Source organism: Mycobacterium sp. GA-1199, from assembly GCF_001500045.1.
GTDB lineage: Bacteria > Actinomycetota > Actinomycetes > Mycobacteriales > Mycobacteriaceae > Mycobacterium.
Genome location: NZ_LQIX01000012.1, coordinates 131,228 through 154,007, shown reverse-complemented (window position 1 = coordinate 154,007; position 22,780 = coordinate 131,228). Strand labels below are relative to the sequence as shown.

Sequence of the window (22,780 nt, the reverse complement as noted above, 5' to 3'; positions counted from 1 at the left end):
GTGCTGACCGACGCCGAGATCGCCGAGCGGACCGCTTCCGCAGTCGCCGCGGCCACCGCCGCGGCTGCCGACCTCGGCCTGCGCTGCGACGATCCCCGCGTCCTCTACGACGTGTTCTCCGTGATCGTGCATCTTCACCCCGAACCGGTCGTCGTCCGGGTGCCCACCGTGCTGCCGCCGTCGTACACCAACAACCCGGATGTGCAGACCAGACAACAGCGCGCGGAACTCGCCGTCACCCGATGGCTCGCCGAACGCGGGCATCCGGTGGTCGCGCCGAGCCCGCTGGTGCCTGCCGAACCGGTTCGCCGCGACGGGTTCTCGATGACGTTCTGGCAATTCGTCGAACAGATCCCCGATGCAAACCCGGACCTGGCGCGGCGCATGGAGCAGACCGCGCAGCTACACGCCGCACTGCGCGACTACGACGGAGATCTCGATTTCTGGGCACCGTTCGGCACCTACATACCCGAGGGGCTGGCGACGTTACGGAACCTGCCCGGGCTCGTCTCGGCACCGGATCTCGGACGGGCGCAACGTGAATGGGATGTCATCGCCCCGGTTCTGACGTCGCGCACGGCATTCGAGTCCGCGTTCCCCGGCGTCGACGTGCAGCCCATTCACGGTGATGCGCCGTACCACAACATGATCACCACACCGGACGGCGAGCTGTGGTCGGACTTCGAGCTCGTGACGGTGGGTGCGATCGAATCCGATCTGGCGATGGTGGGCCCCGACGCCGTCGCCGCCTATGACACGGCGGCCGTCTCCATGGGCCTGCGGCCGACCGATGAACGTGTCCTACGGATCACCGAGGCCGCCGGCCGGCTCGCGATGATCGCGGCGCTGGCGATGGCTCCTGAGCTGCCGATGCTCGCCGACAGCGTCGCACCGATGGTGGAGCAGTGGCGGGCGTGCCCACTGATCACCCAGATCTAAGCGGGCGGGCCCGCCGTGCGGCCGCGGACGACTTCGGTGTCGAGCACCTCCACGACGGGCAGACCCGACCGTGGCGGGTGGTGCAGCAGCCGCCCCGCCCGGCGGCCCTTCTCGATGCTCGGCTGCGCGACGGTGGCCAGGCCGCGCCGCAGCGCCTCGGGAACCCCGTCGAATCCGGTGACCGTCATCTGGCCGGGAACGTAAATACCCCGCGCCCGTAGATAATCCATCGCCGACAGGGCCAGTACGTCGGCGGTGCACATCAACGCGGTCAGCCGGGGATTGGCGGCCAGCGCGACCTCCGCGGCCGCCCCGCCCGAGGTCGGCAGGTGCTCGTAGCTCTCCACCACGGTCAGCGATTCCGGGTCGAGCCCGGCCGCGCTCATCGCGTCACGAACGCCCGCGATGCGCTCGCGCTGCACGTGAAAGTGCGGAGTCTGCAGCCGTTGTGGATCGGCCACCGTGGGGCCGGCCCCGCCCTGCGGCCGATCCCGGCCCAGCCGCATGGTCAACAGGCCGATCTCCCGATGGCCCAGCTGCACAACGTGTTCGGCCAGTCGGCGCATCGCACCGCGGTCGTCGATGCACACATGCGAGGCACCAGGTACGTCCTTGGGCTGATCGATCACCACCACCGGCAGGTGCCGCTGCTGGACGGTCGCGAGATACGGGTCGTCGTCGGAGGCCGAATACACCGCGAAACCGTCCACGCCGGCAGCGAGGATCGCCGCGGTACCGTCGCTGACGCTGCGGTTGGGCCCGATCGCCACGAGCAGCAGTCCCTGTCCGGCCTCCTCACACGATTCGGCCAGGCCGGCCACGAAGTCGAGGGCGGCCGGGTCGCTGAACGAGTAGTTGAGCGGTTCGGTGATCATCAAACCCACCGCACCGGCCTTGCGGGTGCGCAGCGAGCGCGCCACCGGGTCGGGGCCCGGGTATCCCAGCCGCTTCGCGGTGGCCAGCACCTGCTCGCGGAGTTCGGCCGACAACTGGTCCGGCCGGTTGTAGGCGTTGGAGATCGTGGTGCGCGAGACCTTGAGTTCGGCCGCCAGAGAAGCCAGCGTGGCACGCCGTCGCGGCGTGGGACTCCTCGGCATGCTCCGTGAGGGTAGCCGACCACGCCTCGGGCTCAGGTGACCAGCACCCGATCGGCGGTTCGCCGCAGCCCGCGCTGCCCGGCCCAGACCACGGCCCAGACGCTGCACGCGACCGTAACGATCACGAAGCTGGGCGGCGCGTTGAACATCGCCGACAGCCCCAGACCCGCCCATACCGCAGCGAGGCTGAAGCCCGTGGCCAAGGCGATCGCTTTGCCCGGTCGTGGTGTCAGCATGATCGCCGCCGCGGCGGGGCTGACCACGAGCGCGAACAGCAGCAGTGTGCCGACCGCCTGCACCGCCATCGTCACCGCCAGCCCGAGCAGCGCCATGAACGCCACCGAAAGAGCGCGCACGGGCACCCCCTTGGCGTCGGCGACCTGGGCGTTGACGGAGGTGAACAGCAGCGGCCGGTAGATCATCGCGATGCACACCGCCAGCACCGCCACCAGCACGGCGAACGTTGTGATCTGCTGCCGGGAGATCGCCAGCAGGTTGCCGAACAGGACGTTGGTCAGCGTGCTCGAACTCTTGGTGGCCAGCGAGTTGAAGAACAGCCCGAGACCGGTCGCCATGGCCAGCACGGTTCCGGTGGCCACCTCGCGGTCGGCCGCGCGGCGGCCCAGCGCTCCGATCACCAGGGCGCCGCCGATGCAGAACACGCCGAGCCCTACCCCGACGGGAACGCCGACGAGTACCGCCCCTGTGGCGCCCGGCAGCCCGATGTGAGCGAGCGCGTGCGCGGCGAAGGCCGTGTTGCGCACGACGACGAAGTAACCGATCAGGCCGGCGGCCAGGGCGACGATCGTGCCGCCGATCAAGGCGTTGCGCATGAAGGCCGACGTGAGGATCTGCCACCAATTGTCTTGGTAGCCAAGCGCGACGATGGTCGTGTTCATCACGGCCTCCGCATGTACAGATCACCCTGCGGCGTGTGCACGACTTCCACTCGGGTGCCGTAGAGGTGGCTCAGCAGCGTCTCGTCGACCACACCGTCGAAGGTGTCGAAGTGCGCATGCCCGTCGAGCAGGTAGATGGCACTGGTCAACACGCCCAGCAATGGGTTCAGGTCGTGCGCGACGACCAGGATCGTCACGCCGAACTCCTTGCTGATCTGGTCGAGCACGGCGACGATCTCGCGCTGGCTGCGCAGATCGAGCGCGGCCAACGGCTCGTCGAGGATCAACATGCGAGGTTTGGAGACCAGCGCCTCGGCCAGCGCGACCCGCTGGCGTTGGCCGCCGGACAGTTGCGACAGCCGTTTGTGCGCCACCGCGGTCGCGTCGACGGCGGCGAGCACCTCGTCCACGCGACGGTTGTCCTCGCGGCTCGGCCACCCGAAGCCCCACCGGTGTCCGACGAGGCCGAGCATCACGGCGTCGCGCGCACGGATCGCCTCGCCGGAGCCCGACGCGTAGTTCTGCGGGACGTAGCCGATCGACTTGTTGAGCGCACCGGCCGGTTGACCGAAGACGCGAACGTGTCCGGATGCCGGCGGCACCAGGCCGAGCACGATCTGCAGCAGCGTCGTCTTTCCGGCCCCGTTCGACCCGATGACGGCCACGATGCCGCCTGCGGGGACCTCGAACGTCGCCTCCGACCAGATCAGCCGCCCGCCGCGCGCCGCGCTGACGTCCTCGAAGGTCAGCGCCGGCTGCTCGACGTCGGATCGGGCATCAGGTTCCGAATCAGCTTCCGACACCGAGCGCCTCGCCGAGTGCGATCAACTGGTCGACCTGCCAGCTCTGAAAGGAGTCCGCGTCCGGCGGCAAGGTCTCGGTGATCTCGACCACCGGAACCCCCGACTGTTCGGCCACCGTCCGAAGTTGTTGCGGGACAGAACCTTCCGTCTGGACGTTGTAGATCAGGACGTCAACGCCGCGGTCGGACAGCAGCTGCAGGAAGGCGTCGAGGTCGGCCGGGGACGGTTCGGAGTCGTTGGACGATGCGACCTGATAGCCGCGGGGGGTGCGGTTGGTCAGGCCGAGCGCCGCGCCCATGTCATCGAATGACGTCTCGGTCGCGGCGTAGCTCTTGCCGGACGCTTTGGCCTTCAGGGAATCGATGAGCTCATGGTACGGCTTGAGATCCTCCGCGAACGCGACGCGACGTTCGTCGAAGTACCCCGCCGCCTCCGGTGCGAGTTGACGCAGGCGGGCGGTGACCGCGTCGGCGAGGGCCGTCACCGCGGCGGGGTCGTACCAGGCGTGGGGGTTGGTCTCGCCTTGATGGTCCTGGTGACCGGCCGCTGCCTCCACGAGCGGCGCGTCGGGGGCCGTGCTCGCGGCGAGCTTGACCGCCCATTCGTCGTAGTGGCCACCGTTGAGGACCACGAGCTGAGCGCCTTCGAACTTCGCCGCATCGGACGGCGCGGGCTCGAAGTCGTGCGGGTCGGCCGCCGAGCCGGCCAGCACCGTGGCGACCTCGGCGCAGCCGCCGCCCAGCTGGGAGACGATGTCGGCCCACTGGTCGACGCTGACGACCACGTCGACCGGCCGGACCGGACACGGAGCGGTACTTGTATCCCGAGCTCGCTCGTCACCGCCGGCGCACGCCACCCCGAACGGAGCGGCCAGCACCGCGCTGGCGAGGATCGTGCGGGCGACCCGGGCAGTCAACACACCGATAACGATAACCGTTTCCAATAGCGAGCGCCTCTTGCACCGCGCGGCCGACGTCACGGCGGGCTCCCGGACGCCTAAGCTGACCGCGTGAACCAGCACGCGTTCGACATCGAAGAACGCCGCGCGGTTTACCGCGTGATCGCCGAACGCCGCGATATGCGCCGGTTCCTGCCCGACGCGGCGGTACCCGAGGACGTGTTGGTGCGGCTGCTGCAGGCCGCGCACGCCGCGCCGAGCGTCGGCCTGATGCAGCCGTGGCGGTTCATCCGGATCACCGACGACCGGCTACGGCGAGCCATCCGCGACCTCGTCGACGAGGAGCGTGTGCGGACCGCCGAGACGCTGGGGCCACGCGGCGAGGAGTTTCTGACCCTCAAGGTCGAAGGGATTCTGGACTGCGCCGAGTTGCTCGTCGTCGCGCTGGGCGACGGTAGACACGAGCATGTGTTCGGGCGGCGCACCCTTCCGCACATGGACCTGGCCTCGGTCTCCTGTGCGATACAGAACCTGTGGCTGGCTGCGCGCGCAGAGGGGCTCGGCATGGGCTGGGTGTCGATCTTCGAACCGGACAGGCTCGCCGAACTGCTCGGCATGCCGCACGGCTCTGAGCCCGTGGCGATCCTGTGTCTTGGCCCGGTCCCCGAGTTCCCGGACCGTCCACAGCTCGAAATCGACGAATGGACGACCGGACGGCCCCTGACCGAATTCGTCGCCGAAAACCGTTGGCCGTCATCCACATCCGCGGGATTACCGCCATGAGAACCGTCGATATGAACGCCGACCTCGGCGAGGGTTTCGGGGTCTGGCGGCTCGGTGACGACGACGCCATGCTCGACATCGTCACGAGCGCCAACGTCGCCTGCGGCTTCCACGCCGGTGACCCCGCACTGCTTTTGCGGGCCTGCCGGGCGGCGGCCGAGCGCGGCGTGCGGGTCGGCGCCCAGGTGAGCTATCGCGACCTGGCCGGATTCGGCCGCCGGTTCATCGACGCGACGCCCGAGGATCTCAAGGCCGACGTGATCTATCAGATCGGCGCGCTGCAGGCGATCGCGCGCGCCGCCGGGACCGCCGTCACCTACGTCAAACCACACGGGGCGCTGTACTTCGCGATCGTGACGAACACCGACCAGGCCCGAGCCGTCGCCGAGGCCGTACACGACGTCGATCCGGACCTCCCGGTGCTCGGGCTCACCGGTTCGGCGTTCTTCCGCGAGGCCGAACAGCTCGGATTGCGCACCGTCCCTGAGGCGTTCGCCGACAGAGCCTATCGCCCCGACGGGCGACTGGTGGACCGTCGCCAACGTGGCGCCGTCCTGCACGACACGGACGTCATCGCCGACCGGATCGCGTCGATGGTGTCCGCCGGGCGAGTGGACGCGGTCGACGGTTCGACGATCCCGATCACCGTCGATTCGATCTGCGTGCACGGTGATTCACCGGGCGCCGTGCAGATCGCCACGGCCGTCCGCGAGCGACTACTCGCAGAAGGTGTCGAGATCGCGCCCTTCACCTGACTCAACGCAACGCGCAGTCCCCGCACTTGGACCCGTCGCTCACCCGGTAGTACAGGCAGCAACTGCGGCGGCGAAACGCCAAGTTGTGCTTGACGGTTCCGGTGCCGGTGAGCTTTCCGGTCCCCAACAGCGACCGTGCCAGCACGGTCGCGGCATCGCGCAACTGAGGCCGCACCGAGTACAGCGCCCGGGTCGCGGCCACCAACGCCGAGGCGATGTTGCCGTAGAGCAGACCGGACGCGACCTTGACGCGCAGCCCGTCGGTCAATCGCTCCAAGTGCTCTTCGACGACGATGCGGTGCAGCGTGGCCACCCGGTCGCCCTCCAACAGCTCACCCTCGGGGACAGGGATTCTCAGTGCCGGGCTGTCCGGCGCTCGCTGCAGACCCGTGAGGTCGGGCACGACGCCGTGTTCGAGCGCACACGCGAGCACGGGCGACCAGAGCCTGGACGCGTGGCTCAACTGCACCGTCGAAGCGCCGATGCGAAGGTCGCCGGTGCGGTAGCGCGCGGCCGTCGCCTCGATCAGGTCCTGGTATCCGTCGGCGTAACACGCGGTCACCGGCCGCCAACCCGGTTCGGCAGGCCCATGTTCGATGGCGAAGAACCCGCCGAAGCGAGCGATCTCGGTGAGTTGACTGTCGATCCTCACCGGGTCCACACCCTGGGTGTCACGTCGACCCGCATCCGATCGGTGCCGGCGTCGAGTCCGACCTTGGCTGCGACGCCGTAGACCTCGGCGAGCATGTCCTCGGTCAGCACCTGCGCGGGCGTGCCGATCGACACCACGCCGCCGGAGTCGAGGAGGCAGATCCGACTGCAGTATGCCGCAGCGAGATTGAGATCGTGCAATGCCGCGACGACGGTGGCGCCGGTGATCCGCAGCAGGTGCAGGGCATCGTGCTGGTGGCGCAGATCGAGGTGGTTGGTCGGCTCGTCCAGCACGATCGTGCCGGTCCTCTGAGTCAGCGCACGTGCGATCATCACGCGCTGCTTCTGGCCCCCCGAGAGCCGGTCGAACGGGTCGTTGGCCAAGCCGGATAGATCGACGGATTCGAGCGCCTCGGCGATGACGCGCCGATCGTCGGCATTGTCGCCATCGAACGCGCGCTTGTACGGGGTTCGGCCCATCGCGACCACGTCGAACACCGTCAGCGCGAAATCGGCTGGCGCGTCCTGCAACACGGCCGCGATCCGGCGCGCCGCGCGCTTGGCCGACATCTGCCAGACGTCCTCGCCGTCGACCAGCACACGACCCGACGTCGGCCGCTGAGCACGGTAGAGAGTGCGCAGCAGCGTCGTCTTGCCGGCACCGTTGGGTCCGACGACGGCCACCATCTCACCGCGTTCCACCCGCACGGAGACGTTGCGGATCAACATCTTTCGCCCCTTGGACACCGTCACGTCGTCGATGTGGATCCCGCCGTTCATGCCGAAACCCTGCGCCGCATGAGCCACAGGAAGTACGGCCCGCCGACGAGGGCGGTGAGGACACCGACCGGAAGCTCCTCCGGTGCGGCGACGGTGCGTGCGGCGATGTCGCACACGATGAGGAACGAGGCTCCCAGCAGCGCGGCCGCCGGCAGGGCGCGACGGTGGTCGGCGCCGACGAGCATCCGCACGATGTGAGGCATGATCAGGCCCACGAAGCCGATCGCACCGCTGACCGCAACCATGGCGCCCACCATCAGCGCGACCACGACGAACATCGCGGCGCGGAAGCGGTGCACGTCTAAACCCAGTGCAGCAGCGGCTTCTTCACCGCTGTACAGCAGATTGAGCGGCCGGGTGACGGCGAGCAGCACCGCGATACCGACGGCCACAGCGATGGCCGGGATCCACACCGTCGACCAGGTCGCCCCACCGAGCCCGCCCAGCATCCAGCGCACCGCGGACTGGGCCTTGTGCGGGTCGTCGGAGGTGACGATCAACAGGCTGGCGACGGCCGAGAGCACCTCCGCGACCGCGACACCGGCGAGTATCAGTCGTAGTGTCGTCATCCGGCCCCCCGTACGAGCCAGAAGGTAGACGGCCACCAGCGCGACCAACGCCCCGAGAAACGCCGCCGCCGGCAGCATGAACAAGCCGAGGCCGGCGCCGGCCACCAACACCGCGACGGCACCCACGGACGCACCCGACGACACACCCAGAAGCATCGGATCGGCCAGGGGGTTGCGCACGACAGCCTGCAACACCATCCCGCAGCCTGCCAGGCCGGCCCCGATGACCGCCGCCAGCACCACTCGGGGGAGTCGTGCGTCGAGGACGATCGAGGCGCGCACCGGCGGCCATGTCGGATCGATCAACATCGGGTTGAGTCGATGCAGCAGGATCTGCCACACCTGACCGGGCGGAAGGGGCACCGATCCGATGGCGACCCCTGCGGTCACGCACACCAGAAGCAACGCCACGAGCGCCACCAGCACCAAGCCGTACGGAACGCGGCGGTCACGCGGGGGCGCGGGCCACGCCGGCTTGTCAAGGGCGACGGCCGTCATCCGGTCAGCTCCGGATGTAGCTGTTCGGCAAGGGATTTCACCGCGCGTCCGACGCGGACGCCGGCGGTGATCTCCGACAGCGGCAAAACCGCGAAGCGTTGATCGCGAATGGCGGGAACTCGTTGCAGCACCGGATTGCCCAACAGGAACCGTTTCTTCTGCTCGACCGATTGCTCACCGTAGTCGTAGATCAGGATGGCTTCGGGGGCACGCTCGGCGAACTGTTCGAACGAGACGTCGGCCCACACCTTTGGAACGTCGGCGAACAGGTTGCGCCCGCCCGCGGATTCGATGATCTGATTGCCGATGCCCTGGCCGCCGGAGGTGAACACGGTCGCCTCACCGCTGTCGTAGACGGCGACGTCGACCGGTACCACGCCACGCACGTGGTGACGGGTTTCCCGCAGGGTCCGCCGCTGGCGTTCGACCTCCCGGTCGGCTCGGTCACCGACGCCGAATATCCGTCCGATGGTGCGAATTTCGTCGTCCACAGCAGACAGCGTCATCGGTTCAGCAGAGCAGTTCTCGGGGTTGAGGTGCGTGTCGATGCCGACCTTTTTCAACCGTTCCCTCCCGCGCCCCTCCTTATCGTCGAATGCGCTTGCCCAACCGCCGTAGACGAAGTCGGGTTCGGCGGCGAGCAGCGTCTCGTATGACGGGTACTCCTCGGCGATCACCGGTATGGCCTCGTAGGCGACTCGGTATTCGGGCAGCACCCGATCGTCGAGGAATGCGGTGCCGACCATGGACTTCTCCAGTCCCAGTGCCAGCATCGTCTCGACCGAATGCTGATTGAGGGCCACGGCCCGGCGCGGTGGACGGTCGTAAGTCGTGGTGATGCCGCAGTTGGTGACGGTCACCGGGAAGCCAGCCAGCCCGTCGTCAGCGGTGGTGTCGGTCGGCAGGCTCGCCGTGCCGCACGAAGTGCACAGCAGCGCCGAGATCACCGCCGCCGCAAGGTGTCGACGCACCGCCATCCACGTGCCTTCCGTCGTGCGGACACCACGGGAAGCGCTCTCGGTACGCCGAGATCAGCCTCACCGGGGAAATCCGCCCCAGCCTTATGAGGAGGCGACCGCGGTGAGTATCTGGCTCCCGGCTCGGTCTCGAAAAGGACCTCGCCGCTCACAGTGGCGGGACCGCGCCGGAATCACACCGGCTTCCTCTGGTCGCGATCGCCTATGGCAAGTGATCCTGCCACACCTCGATCTGGCGGCGCCTTGTCGGCCGAGCCGGTTGGGCCCTGGTCGATCAGTTGCCGTTCTCGGGGCGTCGTTGCGCCCCATACCCCCCAGGCTTCCACGGAACTCAAGGCATACCTCAGACATTCCTGCTTGACCGGGCACGGTCGACACACTTTCTTCGCGCGTTCCTCGCGCGCCGCCCTGAGTTGGCCGCGCTCGCCATCAGAAGCGAAGAACATCTCCGTCGGCAGCCCCCGGCATCTCGCATGCAACTGCCAGTCGAGATCCTGCGCATTTGGGCGCCGATATGAGTGCGATGCGGGGTTGCCGAAGCCTGGTGCTCGGCCGGTGACCTGACAGTGCGCGGACATGTTCCTCCTCGGCTCGGTACGCTAACGGTAATGAAAATCGTTTTCAATACCAGGGAGGGGTGCTGCTCGCAGGTCAAGCGCATCATCAAGCGGCCCACTTAGAGTTGACGCCATGCGTCTCAAGCTCGGCAGGCCGAACCTGGCGGACTACGAGCGCTATTTCGACACCCCGCCGGCGACAGCGCCTACCCCATTGACGGTCACCTGGGCGGGCGTCACGACGCTGCTCATCGACGACGGCGAATCGGCGCTGCTGACCGACGGCTTCTTCTCCCGGCCGGGCCTGCGCGAAGTCGGGCTGCGACGACTGTCGCCGTCGGAACCGCGTATCGACGGCTGCCTGGCCCGCCTGCGGATCGACCGGCTGGAAGCCGTGCTTCCCGTGCACACTCACTACGACCACGCGATGGACAGCGCGGTGGTCGCCGAGCGCACCGGCGCCCGTCTCGTCGGCGGCCGGTCCGCCGCTCAGGTCGGCCGCGGCCACGGTTTGCCGGAGGACCGCATCGAGGTCGTCAGCCCCGGCGACCCCGTCGCGCTGGGCGCCTACGAGGTCACCCTCGTCGAAGGGAATCACTGTCCGCCCGACCGGTTTCCGGGTGTCATCACGCGGCCGGTCGTTCCGCCGGTCAGGGTGTCGGCGTACCGGTGCGGTGAAGCGTGGTCCACGATCGTTCATCACCGTCCGTCGGATCGTCGCCTTCTGATCGTCGGCAGCGCGGGATACGTTCCGGGCGCGCTGGCCGGACAACGCGCCGACGTCGTGTACCTCGGCGTCGGTCAACTCGGGCTGCAAGCGGAGCACTACCTGCATGAGTACTGGCACGAGACCGTGCGGACCGTGGATGCGCGCCGCGTGGTGCTCATCCACTGGGACGACTTCTTCCGTCCCCTGCACCAACCACTGCGCCCGCTCCCCTACGTAGCCGACGACCTCGATGTCTCGATGCGGGTGTTGTCGCGACTGGCCCACGACGACGGCGTCGCACTGCACCTGCCCACGCTGTGGCAGCCTGCCGATCCGTGGATCTGATCCTGGCCGTGGCCGCCCTGGCGGTCGTGCTGGTCTTCGCGGTGGCCCGCCCGCACAAATGGCCGGAAGCCGTTGTGGCTGTTCCCGCGGCGGCGCTGCTGATCGGCGCCGACGTCATCTCGCTGCCCGAGGCTGCGGCGGAGATCGGCCGCCTGTTGCCGGTGGTCGGCTTCTTGGCCGTCGTTTTGGTGTTGGCGCGGTTGTGCGCCGACGAAGGGGTGTTCCGCGCCGCGGGTGCGGCGTTGGCGCGTGCCGCCGACGGAAGCCAGAGCCGGTTGCTCGCAGGCGTTTTCGCGATCGCCGCGGCGACGACGGCGATCCTGAGCCTGGACGCCACGGTGCTGTTGCTGACCCCCGTCGTGCTTGCGACTGCCCGCCTGCTGTCGGTGCCGCCCACCCCGCATGCCTACGCGACCGCGCACCTGGCCAACAGCGCGTCGCTGCTGCTGCCGGTGTCGAACCTGACCAACCTGCTGGCGTTCACCGCGGCCGGCATCACCTTCCTGCACTTCGCCGCGCTCATGACCCTGCCGTGGCTGGTGGCCATCCTCGTCGAATTCGTCGTGCTGCGTTGGGTTTTCAGGCGACAGCTCGCGGTCCTGCCCCATCCCGTCTCCGGTGAGACGGTGCATGTCCCCGTGTCACCCCTTGTCGTATTGGGTTTGACGCTGGCCGGATTCATCGTCACCTCGGCACTCGGGGTCTCACCGGCCTGGGCGGCACTCGGCGGAGTCGTCGTGCTCGGCGGCCGGAGCCTGGCGCGCCGCCACACGACCGTGGCCCGGATGGCAGCCGCAGCCGATGTGCCGTTTCTGCTGTTCGTGCTGTGCCTCGGCATCGTGGTCGACGCCGTGATGGTCAACGGCCTCGACAACGCGATGCGGGGCCTACTGCCGAGCGGTCACGGCCTGCTCGCTCTGCTGGGGATCGCCGCCGTCGCGGCGCTTCTGTCGAACGTGGTCAACAACCTGCCCGCGGTGCTGGTGCTGCTGCCGCTGGTGTCTACATCCGGGCCGGGCCCCGTGCTGGCGGTGTTGATCGGAGTGAACATCGGACCGAACCTGACCTACGTCGGCTCACTGGCCAACTTGCTGTGGCGTGGCGTGATACGGCGCGAAACAACTACCACTGCAGGCGAGTTCAGCCGCATCGGGTTGTGCACGGTGCCCGTCACACTGGTGGCCGCGGTCGCCGGGTTGTGGGTGGGGCTGCGGCTGTTCGGCCTCTAACCTCGGCGCTGACGCGCGATCTCGGCGAGCACGACCCCCGCGGCCACGGAGGCGTTCAAAGACTCGGTCGGACCGGCCATCGGAATCGACACCACCGCGTCACAGGTCTCCCGTACCAGGCGCGACAGCCCCTTGCCTTCGGAGCCGACGACCACGACGATCGGTCCGGAGCCGTCCAGTTCGTCAACCGTGGTGTCTCCGTCGGCGTCCAAGCCGACGATCTGCAGGCCCGCGTCGGCCCAGTTCTTCAGTGTGCGGGTGAGATTCGTGGCCCGTGCAACCGGAACCCGGGCGGCGGCACCCGCACTGGTGCGCCACGCGACCGCGGTCACCGAGGCCGAGCGGCGCTGCGGGATCAGGACGCCATGGCCGCCGAACGCGGCGACAGACCGCACGATCGCACCGAGATTGCGGGGGTCGGAGATGTTGTCCAATGCGACCAGCAGCGCCGAGGCGCCGTCGGCCGTGACCGCTGCGAGCAGATCGTCGGGATGAGCGTACGAGTACGGCGGAACCTGAAGTGCCACACCCTGATGCAGACCGTTGACGGCAATGCGGTCAAGGTCGTGGCGCGGCACTTCGAGGATCGAGATGCCCGCATCGGCGGCGATCTGCACGGATTCGGTCAACCGCTCGTCGGCGTCCGCGCCCAGCGCGACGTACAGCGCGGTCGCCGGCGCCCCGGCGCGCAGGCACTCCAAGACGGGATTGCGCCCGAGCACCACCTCGGTGTCGTCGGTCTTCTTGCCCTGTCGCCGCGGCTGGGATTTCGCCGCCTTGGCAGCCCGCTTGGCCGCGGGATGGTTGGGCCGCATGTGGGCGGGCGGAGTGGCACCGCGGCCTTCAAGGCCCCGTCGGCGCACGCCGCCCGATCCGACCGTCGGCCCCTTCTTCGTTCCCGGCTTGCGGACGGCGCCTCTGCGCCTCGAGTTTCCGGCCATCTACTTCGTGTGCCCGTCGAGCAGCGTCCACTGCGGACCATCGGCGGTGTCGGTGACCTCGATGCCGGCTTCCTTGAGGCGATCCCGGATCGCGTCGGCCTCGGCCCAGTCCCGCCGAGTCCGCGCATCCTCGCGCCGCTCGACTTCGGCGCGCACCAACACGTCGACCGCGGCCAGTGCGGCCGACGTCTCGTCCTTGGACTCCCAGCGCTCGTCGAGCGGGTCCGCGCCGAGGATGCCCATCATCGCGCGGATCGACATCGCCTGCGTCAAGGCCGTCTCGTGGTCACCGGCGTCCAGCGCGCGATTGCCCTCGGCACGGGCGGCGTGCACCTCGGCCAGCGCGATCGGAACGGCGAGGTCGTCATCGAGCGCCGCGGCGAACTTCGACGTCCACTCACCGGGGACGACGGCACCCACTCGGTTTCGGACGCGGTGCAGGAAGTCTTCGATACCGGTGTAGGCCTTCGCCGCGTCCTGCAGCGCCGTCTCGGAGAACTCCAGCATCGACCGGTAGTGCGCGCTGCCCAGGTAATACCGCAACTCTGCTGCCCGGACACGCTGCAGCACAGCCGGAATCGCGAGCACATTGCCCAGCGACTTGCTCATCTTCTCGCCGCCCATGGTCACCCAGCCGTTGTGCAGCCAGTACCGGGCGAACGGGTCGCCTGCCGCCTCGGCCTGCGCGATCTCGTTCTCGTGGTGCGGGAACACCAGATCCATGCCGCCCGCGTGGATGTCGAACTCCGCGCCCAGATACGCCTGGCACATCGCGACGCATTCGGTGTGCCAGCCCGGCCGTCCGCGCCCCCATGGCGTCGGCCAGGACGGTTCACCAGGTTTGGCGCCCTTCCACAAGGTGAAATCGCGTTCGTCACGCTTACCGGTCGCAGCGCCCTCGCCCTGGTGTACGTCGTCGATCTTGTGGCCGGACAACTTGCCGTAACCCGGGAGGCTCAGGACGTCGAAGTAGACGTCACCGTTGCCGACATAGGCGTGGTCCCGCTCGATCAGGCGCTCGATCAGCTCGATCATCTGGGTGATGTGGCCGGTGGCGCGGGGTTCGGCCGACGGCGGTAACACCCCGAGCGCGTCGTAGGCGGCCGAGAACGCGCGTTCATAGGTGGCGGCCCACTCCCACCACGGTCTTCCGGCGTCGGCGGCCTTGTTGAGGATCTTGTCGTCGATGTCGGTGACGTTGCGGATGAAGGCGACGTCGTACCCCTTGGCCATCAGCCAACGGCGAAGGACGTCGAATGCCACCCCGCTGCGCACGTGCCCGATGTGGGGCAGACCCTGGACCGTGGCACCGCAGAGGTAGACCGAGGCGTGCCCGGGGCGCACGGGAACAAAGTCGCGTACGGCACCGCTCATGGTGTCGTACAGCCGCAGGTCGGTCACCTCGGCCGGCCGTTCGCTCCGCTCACGACGGGCCAGCTTACCGGCCTAATCGCGCTCGACCACCAATGCGGTCGCGATCGCCGCCAGACCCTCACCACGTCCGGTCAGACCCAGGCCGTCGGTGGTGGTCGCACTGACGGACACCGGGGCGTGGAGCAATTCTGACAGGAGGTTCTGCGCCTCGCCGCGGCGCGGACCGACCTTCGGCCGGTTGCCGATCACCTGGACTGCCGCATTGACGATTCGGAAGCCGTGCGCCGAGACGAGCTCATGGACATGCCGGAGCATGTGGGCGCCGCCGGCGCCGCGCCACTCGTCGCGACCGGTGCCGAAGACCTCGCCGAGATCGCCGAGACCGGCCGCGGAAAGCAGTGCATCGCACAGCGCGTGCGCCGCGACATCACCATCGGAATGGCCTGCGCAGCCGTCCGCCCCGTCGAACAGCAGGCACAGCAACCAACACGGCCGCCCCGCCTGGATGGAGTGTACGTCGGTGCCGAGCCCGACCCTAGGCAGGCTCGTCATCGGCTTCAGGAAGCGGCGGCGAGTGCCTCGTCGAGAATGGTCGCGGCCTTCTCGTCATCGGTGTTCTCGGCGAGAGCGAGCTCGCCCACCAGGATCTGCCGCGCCTTGGCCAGCATCCGCTTCTCACCCGCCGACAGGCCACGCTCCTGATCGCGCCGCCACAGGTCGCGCACCACTTCGGCGACCTTGTTCACATCGCCCGAGGCCAACTTCTCGAGATTGGCCTTGTACCGCCGCGACCAGTTGGTCGGTTCCTCGGTATGGGGGGCACGGAGAACCTGGAAAACCTTGTCCAGGCCCTCCTGTCCGACGACGTCGCGCACCCCGACATACTCTGCGTTTTCGGCTGGCACTCGAACCGTGAGGTCACCCTGGGCGACCTTCAAGACGAGGTACTCCTTCTGTTCGCCTTTGATGGTCCGGGTTTCGATCGCCTCGATTAACGCAGCACCGTGGTGGGGATAAACAACGGTGTCTCCGACCTTGAAAATCATCAGTTTCGAGCCCCTTTCACGCCTCAATGCTAGCACGGCGCCCAGACGGGGGTGGATCAACGGTGCAGGTCAGGGGCACCTCGGGTGAACGTTAGGGGTTGACACGCCGACCAATCCGTGCATGGCTGCGGCCTCTTCGAGAGGTCCGAGAGGTAGCTGAGGTGGGGCATCGATCATGGGACAGTGGCACTTCCGGGGAGACTTCCGCCCTTGCTGCCCGTGGGTTCCCTGCGGCGTGCCGGACCTCAGCTACCGCGGCCCGCACGCACCTACTACTCTGCATAGTCGAATCCCGCGACCGATCGGATCGGTCGCCTCGACGGCCCGAGCAGGAGGCAAGAGTGGACCGCTTCAAACTGGCCGCCTGCGGGCTGGCCGCTGCCCTTGTCGTGGGCGGGGCGCTCGTCGGCTGCAGTTCGGGACAGGTCTCGCAGATGACCACGCAGGAGCCGGCCGTCAACGGCACCAGTGCCAACCTCGGCGAGATCGCGCTGCGCAACGTGCACCTGCGGGCCCAACAAGTGACCGACTTCGTCAGGCCGGGCAAAGAGGTCGAGCTGATCTTCGTGGCGGCCAACACCTCGGCCGAACAAGCCGACAAGCTGGAGTCGATCACCTCCGAGGTCGGCGAGGTTGCCCTGACCGGTGACACCACCGTTCCCGCGAGCGGCATGCTCACGGTCGGCGCGCCGGACGGGCAGATCACCCCGTTGGAGAGCGTCGAGGCCGCTGAAGCCGCCGAAGCGAAGGTCACCTTGAGCAAGCCGATCACCAACGGCTTGCTCTACGACTTCACGTTCAAGTTCGAGAAGGCGGGCGAGACCACCGTGCGGGTGCCGATCTCTGCCGGTGAGGCGCCGCGGCGCGGCGAAGCCACCGAAGCCGGCGGGCACGGCGGCGGACACTGAGCGAAGTCCGCGACACGACCGCCTGGCACTGAGTTCCTGTCGGGATCTGTCTTAGGCGACGGCTACCGTCACTGCGTGGCCAAAAGTGGCGTCAAAACGCGCGCGCAATACCGCTGCTCGGAGTGCCACCACGTCACCCTCAAGTGGGTCGGCCGCTGCCCCGAGTGCGGCACCTGGGGCACGGTCGACGAGGTGGCTGTGCTCTCGGCGGTGGCCGGAGCCGGAGCGCGACGTTCGGTCGCCCCGTCCTCCGCGGCCGTGCCGATCAGCTCTATCGATCCCGGGCGCACCCGCCACTGCCACACCGGTGTCACCGAGCTGGACCGGGTGCTCGGCGGCGGCCTGGTCCCCGGATCGGTGACGTTGCTCGCCGGCGACCCCGGCGTCGGCAAGTCGACGCTGTTGTTGGAGGTCGCGCACCGCTGGGCGACGGCGGGCAAGCGCGCGCTGTACCTCTCGGGTGAGGAGTCGGCCGGCCAGATCCGGATGCGGGCGGAACGCACGGGCTGCACCCACGACGAGGTGTACCTGGCCGCGGAGTCGGATCTGTCCACGGCGCTCGCACACATCGACGAGGTGCAGCCCAGCCTGGTGGTGGTCGACTCGGTGCAAACCATGTCCACCACCGAGGCCGACGGCGTCACCGGCGGCGTCACCCAGGTGCGCGCGGTGACCACCGCTTTGACGATGGCGGCCAAGACATCCGGTGTCGCGCTGATCCTCGTCGGCCACGTCACCAAGGACGGTGCCATCGCGGGCCCACGCTCGCTCGAGCACCTTGTCGACGTCGTTCTGCACTTCGAGGGCGACCGCGCGTCGTCGCTGCGAATGGTCCGCGGCATCAAGAACCGCTTCGGCGCCGCAGACGAAGTCGGCTGTTTCCTGTTGCACGACAACGGGATCGAGGGCGTCGCGGACCCATCCGGACTGTTTCGCGACCAACGGCCCAAACCCGTTGCGGGGACAGCGATCACGGTCACCCTGGACGGTAAGCGTCCGTTGATCGGGGAGGTTCAGGCGCTGATCGGGGCGCCGGCGAACGGGACGGCCCGCCGCGCCGTCAGCGGAATCGACTCCTCACGCGCGGCGATGATCACCGCGGTTCTGGACAAGCATGCGGGCCTGTCGGTGGGTGCGCACGACATCTACCTGTCGACGGTGGGCGGCATGCGCCTGACCGATCCGTCGGCGGACCTGGCGATCGCGGTGGCCATCGCGTCCTCGAAGATGAATCTGCCCGTGCCCGCCGCCGCCGTGGCCATCGGGGAGGTCGGCCTGGCGGGCGACCTGCGCCGGGTCACCGGAATGGACCGCCGCCTGGCCGAGGCGGCCCGGCTCGGCTTCACCTCGGCGGTCATACCACCCGGTGTGACATCGGTACCCGCCGGTTTGCGGGCGATCACCGCCCACGACATCGGTTCGGCGTTGCGGGTTTTGCGCGATATCAGCAAAGTCGGCGAAGATCGGCAAAGATAGAGCAGTGGCGGCCGATCCTAGGGAGGGGCGATGGCCGTGAAGTCGGGTGGCAGGTCAGGACGACGTACGGTCGTGCCCTTGGCGCGGCCCACCATGCGCGAGACCATCGCTCGCTTGGCCCCGGGAACGGCGCTGCGCGACGGCCTCGAGCGCATCCTGCGCGGCCGCACGGGCGCACTGATCGTGATCGGCTACGACGAGAGCGTCGAGGCCATCTGCGACGGCGGCTTCTCCCTCGACGTCCGCTACGCGCCGACACGCCTGCGGGAGCTTTCGAAGATGGACGGCGCGGTGGTGCTGTCCAGCGACGGCGCCCACATCCTGCGGGCCAACGTGCAACTGGTACCCGACCCGTCGATCCCGACCGAGGAGTCGGGAACCCGTCACCGCTCCGCCGAGCGCACCGCGATCCAGACCGGCTATCCGGTGATCTCGGTCAGCCACTCGATGAGCATCGTGACCGTGTATGTAGCGGGTGAACGGCACGTGATCCCCGACTCGGCGACCATCCTGTCGCGCGCGAACCAGACGATCGACACCCTCGAGCGTTACAAGACACGGCTCGATGAGGTCAGCAGGCAGCTGTCGACGGCCGAGATCGAGGACTTCGTCACGCTGCGCGACGTGATGACCGTGGTGCAGCGGCTCGAGATGGTTCGCCGGATCAGCCTCGAAATCGATTCGTACGTGGTTGAACTCGGCACCGACGGCCGTCAGCTCAAACTTCAGCTCGACGAGCTGGTCGGCGACAACGACACCGCCCGCGAACTCCTCGTGCGCGATTATCACGCCAACCCGGACCCTCCGTCGGCGGCGCAGGTGAGCGCCACGCTCGAGGAGCTCGACGGGCTCTCCGACAGTGAGCTCCTGGACTTCACGACGCTGGCACGGGTCTTCGGTTACCCGTCGACGATCGAGGCGCAGGATTCGGCGATGAGCTCGCGGGGCTACCGCGCGATGGCCGGTATCCCGCGCCTGCAGTTCGCACATGTCGACCTGCTGGTTCGTTCGTTCGGCTCGCTACAGGGCCTGCTGGCGGCCAGCGCCGGCGACCTGCAGTCGGTCGAGGGCATCGGCTCGATGTGGGCGCGCCACATCCGGGAGGGCCTCTCGCAGTTGGCCGAGTCGACGATCGCCGACCGGCTGGCCTGAGTCCGCGCCGGACCTCAGTTCGGAACGGGTCCCGGTGGCGGGGCGGCGCCCTGACCGTGCTCCGGCGACTGCGGCGCGGCAAGGATGAACGGCACCGTGGCCGACCGCAGATTGCCCAGCTGGACGACGAGGTTGTAGGTGCCCGGCCCGATCGGCTGGCGCGGCAGCGGGCAACCCGGAGCCGATCCCATACCCGTCCAGGTGACCTCGGTGGTCACCTGCTCGCCGGGCTGGAACGCCTTGACCAGGGTCTCGTTCGACGGTGCACAGTCCAGGTTGGACCAGAGCCGGGCGTTGTCCAGCGAGTAGACGTAGGCGGCCAGCACCGCGGCGCCGACGTCGCGCTTGCAGCCGACGAGCCCGATGTTGGTGACGACCATCGTGAACTTCGGCTGCTCACCGACGACGTACTGCGGTTGATTGGTGATGCCCTTGACCGCCAGCGTCGAGTCGGGGCAGTCGTCGCCCTCGTTGAGCACCGGCGGTGGTGTGACGGCCGCGGTGGGTGTCGGTGTGGGCGGCGGCGCGTCCTGCGCCGGCGGCATCACCGGGGTCTTCACCTCGGGGTTCTCGCCCGGCAGCGGCGTCGGCTCGCCTGCCGCGGCGGCGGTGGATGCCTCGGCGCCCTCCGCGTCGGAGCCCCCGGTGTTCTTCACGACAACGACCACGATGGCCGCGATCACGCCGATCACGAGGACCGCTATGCCCAACGCCAATGCCCGGCGACGCCAGTAAATCTGCGTCGGTAGCGGGCCATGCGGTTCCAGATCCAGCACAACCCCACGGTAAGGCCAGGTCACGCCTTATCGGTCGAGGTCGCCCGGCGTGTCGCTCAATGAGCAAACAGCAACGGGGGCAGGTCAGCCTTCGCCGATGTCGCCGATGTGGTCCCGCAACACCACCCGGCCGTCGGCGAGGTGATAGGTCGCGCCGACGATCGCGAGGTCGCCGGCCGCCACCTGCTCGGCGATCGCCGTCGAGCGGGCCATCAGCTGCGTGCCGGTCTCGGTGACATGCCGGGCCTCGAATTCGTCGACCCTGCCCAATCCTTCGCGGCGTCCCTGCAGTATCGACGGCATCACCCGCTCGACGATGTCACGCACGTAACCACCGGGCACCACACCTTCGTCGAGAGCCGACAGTGAGGCTTTGATGGCGCCGCAGCTGTCGTGGCCCAGTACGACGATCAACGGCACGTTGAGCACCGAGACCGCGAACTCGATGGAACCCAACACCGCCGAGTCGATGACATGACCGGCGGTGCGCACCACGAACATGTCGCCCAGACCCTGGTCGAAGATCAGTTCGGCCGCCACCCGGCTGTCTCCGCAGCCGAACACGACCGCGGTCGGCTTCTGCCCCCCGGTCAAACTTGCGCGATGCTGAATCCCCTGGCTCGGATGTTGGGGCTTGCCGGCCACGAAGCGCTCGTTACCCTCTTTGAGTGCTTTCCACGCGGTCACTGGGCTGGTGTTGGGCATGACCGACATTGTGCCCCAGTTGGTCGATTGGTATGACCGCGACCAGCGAGATCTGCCGTGGCGCCGGCCGGGGGTGACGCCGTGGCAGATCCTGGTCAGCGAATTCATGCTCCAGCAGACGCCGGTCGCGCGGGTCGAACCGGTGTGGCTCACGTGGGTGCAGCGGTGGCCCACTCCGTCGGCGACCGCGGCGGCGAACGCCGCAGACATCCTGCGGGCCTGGGGCAAGCTCGGCTATCCGCGCCGCGCCATGCGGTTACACGAATGCGCGACGGTGATCGCCGAGCAGTACGACGACGTCGTACCGCCCGACGTCGAGACCCTGCTGACGCTGCCGGGCGTCGGGGCGTACACCGCGCGGGCCATCGCCTGTTTCGCGTACCGCGATCGGGTACCGGTGGTAGACACCAACGTTCGGCGGGTGGTGACCCGGGTCGTGCACGGGCGCGCCGACGCCGCGGCATCGTCGTCTGCGCGCGACCTCGCCGATGTCGAGGCTTTGCTGCCCGAAGCCGCTCTGGCGCCGAAGTTCTCGATTGCCTTGATGGAGTTGGGTGCGACGGTCTGTACCGCGCGTGCGCCCCGATGCGGGCTGTGTCCGCTGAGTGAGTGCGCGTGGCGCTCCCGCGGATTCCCCGCGTCGGACTCCCCGGCTCGACGTGTCCAGCGCTACGCGGGCACCGACCGCCAGGTCCGGGGCATGCTGCTGGATGTCCTGCGCGACAACGACTCCCCCGTCACCCGCGCGCAGCTGGACGTCGCATGGCTGTCCGACACCGCGCAGCGCGACCGCGCGTTGGACTCGCTTCTCGTTGACGGCCTCGTCGAGCAGACCGCCGACGGCCGGTTCGCACTTGCCGGAGAAGGCGGCTGAGCGCGGGGCGTCAGGCCGATGCCATCGCGCTGCCGGGCTCGGCTTCTCCCGTGCCACAAGCAAATCGGCGGCGGTAGTCCGACGGCGTCACCCCGATGATCCTGCGGAAGTGGTGCCGCAACAGCGTTGCCGTCCCGAAGCCGCTGCGCTCGGCGATCCGGTCGACGTCGAGATCGGTCTCCTCCAACAGGGTTCGCGCGTACAACACGCGTTGGTCGGTCACCCACTGCATCGGGGTGCGACCCGTCTCCTCCACGAACCGCCGCGCGAAGGTACGCGCCGACATGTGTGCGCGGGCCGCGAGCGTGGCCACCGTATGCGGTTTGTCGAGATTGGTCAGTATCCAATCCAGATGCGGCGCAAAGCGTTCTGAACACCGCACCGGGATCGGCTGGTCGATGTACTGGCGCTGGCCGCCGTCGCGTTGGGGCGGCACCACCATGCGGCGCGCGATCTTGTTGGTCACCTCGCTGCCCAGTTCGCGCCGGACCAGGTGCAGGCACGCGTCGATGCCTGCCGCCGTCCCCGCGCTGGTGATCAGGTTTCCGTCGTCGACGAACAGTACGTTGCGGTCGACCTTGGCCGTCGGATACCTGCGAGCGAGTTCGTCGGCGTGCATCCAGTGCGTCGTGCACGGCCTGCCGTCGAGGAGGCCGGCGGCGCCAGCGACGAACGCACCTGAGCAGACGGTCAGGATGATCGATCCCGACTCGGCGGCGGCCCGGACGGCGGCCAACGCCTCGGGCAGATACTGCGATCCTCCGATCGCCGGGATGGCAACCAGGTCGGCGCCGATCAGGTCGTCAAGGCCGTGGTCGGGGGTCAGCGTCGCACCGACCGAGGTGCTAAGCGGCTTCCCGGGAACCGGACCGCACACCTTGAAGTCGAAGTTGGGAATGCCGTCGCCGGAGCGGTCGATGCCGAAGACCTCACAGATGACGCCGAACTCGAAGATCGCCAGGCCATCCAGAACGAGCGTCGATACGCTCTTGATTGACATGGCAGTATTTTATCTCAAAGTGTCATTACTGCCGCTGTT

Annotated in this window: 24 protein-coding genes, 2 pseudogenes and 1 riboswitch; of the genes and pseudogenes, 9 read left to right on the top strand and 17 right to left on the bottom strand. The window is 68.4% G+C overall.

Annotated features, from left to right (window positions below; translation table 11 throughout):
* The gene (locus tag AU198_RS09750) at window positions 1-939 is read left to right on the top strand and encodes a phosphotransferase (protein ID WP_082690972.1); all 939 of its coding nucleotides are present in this window, start codon (window positions 1-3) and stop codon (window positions 937-939) included.
* Here the strand turns inward: AU198_RS09750 and AU198_RS09745 are convergent.
* Genes AU198_RS09745 through AU198_RS09730 form a run of 4 tightly spaced genes read right to left on the bottom strand, consistent with a single transcriptional unit; the run spans window position 936 to window position 4,681 of the window.
* Window positions 936-2,036, bottom strand: a complete 1,101-nt coding sequence (locus tag AU198_RS09745) for an Rv3575c family transcriptional regulator (RefSeq protein ID WP_064347902.1) — start codon at window positions 2,034-2,036, stop codon at window positions 936-938. The two genes, AU198_RS09750 and AU198_RS09745, sit on opposite strands and share 4 nt — an antisense overlap.
* A gap of 32 nt (window positions 2,037-2,068) precedes the next feature.
* The gene (locus AU198_RS09740) at window positions 2,069-2,935 is read right to left on the bottom strand and encodes a metal ABC transporter permease (protein WP_064347901.1); all 867 of its coding nucleotides are present in this window, start codon (window positions 2,933-2,935) and stop codon (window positions 2,069-2,071) included.
* Complete coding sequence (locus AU198_RS09735) at window positions 2,935-3,738, bottom strand: metal ABC transporter ATP-binding protein (protein ID WP_064347900.1); 804 nt, start codon at window positions 3,736-3,738, stop codon at window positions 2,935-2,937. The genes AU198_RS09740 and AU198_RS09735 overlap by 1 nt, the downstream gene beginning before the upstream one ends.
* Complete coding sequence (locus AU198_RS09730; protein WP_064348192.1) at window positions 3,725-4,681, bottom strand: metal ABC transporter solute-binding protein, Zn/Mn family; 957 nt, start codon at window positions 4,679-4,681, stop codon at window positions 3,725-3,727. The genes AU198_RS09735 and AU198_RS09730 overlap by 14 nt, the downstream gene beginning before the upstream one ends.
* A 66-nt stretch (window positions 4,682-4,747) precedes the next feature.
* On the opposite strand from AU198_RS09730, the gene bluB reads away from it, so the two are divergent.
* Together bluB and AU198_RS09720 are read left to right on the top strand one after the other, a co-directional pair.
* Window positions 4,748-5,419, top strand: coding sequence for a 5,6-dimethylbenzimidazole synthase (bluB, locus tag AU198_RS09725; RefSeq protein WP_064347899.1), 672 nt, complete (start codon window positions 4,748-4,750; stop codon window positions 5,417-5,419).
* Window positions 5,416-6,174, top strand: a complete 759-nt coding sequence (locus tag AU198_RS09720) for a LamB/YcsF family protein (RefSeq protein WP_064347898.1) — start codon at window positions 5,416-5,418, stop codon at window positions 6,172-6,174. Before bluB ends, AU198_RS09720 begins: the two co-directional genes overlap by 4 nt.
* Window position 6,175: 1 nt before the next feature.
* Here the strand turns inward: AU198_RS09720 and AU198_RS09715 are convergent, their stop codons facing one another.
* The 6 genes and pseudogenes from AU198_RS09715 to AU198_RS27000 all read right to left on the bottom strand — a co-directional run.
* On the bottom strand, window positions 6,176-6,826 hold the full coding sequence (locus tag AU198_RS09715; protein ID WP_064348191.1) for a (2Fe-2S)-binding protein: 651 nt from the start codon (window positions 6,824-6,826) through the stop codon (window positions 6,176-6,178).
* Complete coding sequence (locus AU198_RS09710) at window positions 6,823-7,605, bottom strand: ABC transporter ATP-binding protein (RefSeq protein WP_064348190.1); 783 nt, start codon at window positions 7,603-7,605, stop codon at window positions 6,823-6,825. The genes AU198_RS09715 and AU198_RS09710 overlap by 4 nt, the downstream gene beginning before the upstream one ends.
* Window positions 7,602-8,672: a FecCD family ABC transporter permease gene (locus AU198_RS09705; RefSeq protein ID WP_064347897.1), complete on the bottom strand. Its 1,071-nt coding sequence runs from the start codon at window positions 8,670-8,672 to the stop codon at window positions 7,602-7,604. The genes AU198_RS09710 and AU198_RS09705 overlap by 4 nt, the downstream gene beginning before the upstream one ends.
* Entirely contained in the window at window positions 8,669-9,649 is a 981-nt protein-coding gene (locus tag AU198_RS09700; protein ID WP_064347896.1) for an ABC transporter substrate-binding protein, read from the bottom strand. Before AU198_RS09700 ends, AU198_RS09705 begins: the two co-directional genes overlap by 4 nt.
* Window positions 9,650-9,734: 85 nt before the next feature.
* Window positions 9,735-9,894: riboswitch (cobalamin riboswitch) on the bottom strand.
* 36 nt (window positions 9,895-9,930) lie between these two features.
* A pseudogene (locus AU198_RS25750) lies at window positions 9,931-10,137 on the bottom strand (WhiB family transcriptional regulator); the annotation flags it as partial.
* Between the two features lie 17 nt (window positions 10,138-10,154).
* Window positions 10,155-10,227 (bottom strand): annotated as a pseudogene (locus AU198_RS27000) (large ribosomal subunit protein bL28); the annotation flags it as partial.
* Window positions 10,228-10,339: 112 nt separating this feature from the next.
* Between AU198_RS27000 and AU198_RS09695 the strand changes: the two are divergent.
* Together AU198_RS09695 and AU198_RS09690 are read left to right on the top strand one after the other, a co-directional pair.
* Entirely contained in the window at window positions 10,340-11,260 is a 921-nt protein-coding gene (locus AU198_RS09695; RefSeq protein WP_064347895.1) for an MBL fold metallo-hydrolase, read from the top strand.
* The gene (locus AU198_RS09690; protein ID WP_064347894.1) at window positions 11,251-12,489 is read left to right on the top strand and encodes an SLC13 family permease; all 1,239 of its coding nucleotides are present in this window, start codon (window positions 11,251-11,253) and stop codon (window positions 12,487-12,489) included. The genes AU198_RS09695 and AU198_RS09690 overlap by 10 nt, the downstream gene beginning before the upstream one ends.
* Here the strand turns inward: AU198_RS09690 and rlmB are convergent.
* From rlmB to carD, 4 genes are read right to left on the bottom strand one after another with little or no spacing between them, the layout of a single operon-like run.
* Window positions 12,486-13,430 carry a 23S rRNA (guanosine(2251)-2'-O)-methyltransferase RlmB gene (rlmB, locus tag AU198_RS09685; protein ID WP_064347893.1) on the bottom strand — a complete coding sequence of 315 codons (945 nt, stop codon included), beginning with the start codon at window positions 13,428-13,430 and terminating at the stop codon, window positions 12,486-12,488. The two genes, AU198_RS09690 and rlmB, sit on opposite strands and share 4 nt — an antisense overlap.
* Window positions 13,431-14,831 carry a cysteine--tRNA ligase gene (gene cysS, locus AU198_RS09680; protein ID WP_064347892.1) on the bottom strand — a complete coding sequence of 467 codons (1,401 nt, stop codon included), beginning with the start codon at window positions 14,829-14,831 and terminating at the stop codon, window positions 13,431-13,433.
* A gap of 45 nt (window positions 14,832-14,876) precedes the next feature.
* Window positions 14,877-15,356 carry a 2-C-methyl-D-erythritol 2,4-cyclodiphosphate synthase gene (ispF, locus tag AU198_RS09675; RefSeq protein WP_064347891.1) on the bottom strand — a complete coding sequence of 160 codons (480 nt, stop codon included), beginning with the start codon at window positions 15,354-15,356 and terminating at the stop codon, window positions 14,877-14,879.
* A gap of 5 nt (window positions 15,357-15,361) precedes the next feature.
* Entirely contained in the window at window positions 15,362-15,850 is a 489-nt protein-coding gene (gene carD, locus AU198_RS09670; protein WP_003888533.1) for an RNA polymerase-binding transcription factor CarD, read from the bottom strand.
* Window positions 15,851-16,191: 341 nt separating this feature from the next.
* Here carD and AU198_RS09665 point away from each other — a divergent pair, with 341 nt between their 5' ends.
* The 3 genes from AU198_RS09665 (at window position 16,192) to disA (ending at window position 19,386) form a co-directional block, all read left to right on the top strand.
* Window positions 16,192-16,758, top strand: coding sequence for a copper chaperone PCu(A)C domain-containing protein (locus AU198_RS09665; protein ID WP_064347890.1), 567 nt, complete (start codon window positions 16,192-16,194; stop codon window positions 16,756-16,758).
* A 75-nt stretch (window positions 16,759-16,833) separates the two neighbouring features.
* Window positions 16,834-18,234, top strand: coding sequence for a DNA repair protein RadA (gene radA, locus AU198_RS09660; RefSeq protein WP_064347889.1), 1,401 nt, complete (start codon window positions 16,834-16,836; stop codon window positions 18,232-18,234).
* A 30-nt stretch (window positions 18,235-18,264) separates the two neighbouring features.
* A complete protein-coding gene (disA, locus tag AU198_RS09655) occupies window positions 18,265-19,386 on the top strand; it encodes a DNA integrity scanning diadenylate cyclase DisA (protein WP_064347888.1) in 1,122 nt (373 codons plus the stop codon).
* Between the two features lie 14 nt (window positions 19,387-19,400).
* Here the strand turns inward: disA and AU198_RS09650 are convergent, their stop codons facing one another.
* Window positions 19,401-20,162: a hypothetical protein gene (locus AU198_RS09650; RefSeq protein WP_064347887.1), complete on the bottom strand. Its 762-nt coding sequence runs from the start codon at window positions 20,160-20,162 to the stop codon at window positions 19,401-19,403.
* Window positions 20,163-20,246: 84 nt separating this feature from the next.
* Window positions 20,247-20,867 carry a carbonic anhydrase gene (locus AU198_RS09645; RefSeq protein ID WP_064348189.1) on the bottom strand — a complete coding sequence of 207 codons (621 nt, stop codon included), beginning with the start codon at window positions 20,865-20,867 and terminating at the stop codon, window positions 20,247-20,249.
* Between AU198_RS09645 and AU198_RS09640 the strand changes: the two genes are divergently transcribed.
* Window positions 20,866-21,741: an iron-sulfur binding domain-containing protein gene (locus AU198_RS09640; RefSeq protein WP_064347886.1), complete on the top strand. Its 876-nt coding sequence runs from the start codon at window positions 20,866-20,868 to the stop codon at window positions 21,739-21,741. The two genes, AU198_RS09645 and AU198_RS09640, sit on opposite strands and share 2 nt — an antisense overlap.
* A 10-nt stretch (window positions 21,742-21,751) precedes the next feature.
* On the opposite strand, the gene AU198_RS09635 is transcribed toward AU198_RS09640, so the two are convergent.
* On the bottom strand, window positions 21,752-22,741 hold the full coding sequence (locus AU198_RS09635) for a GlxA family transcriptional regulator (RefSeq protein WP_064347885.1): 990 nt from the start codon (window positions 22,739-22,741) through the stop codon (window positions 21,752-21,754).
* Between the last annotated feature and the right edge of the window lie 39 nt (window positions 22,742-22,780).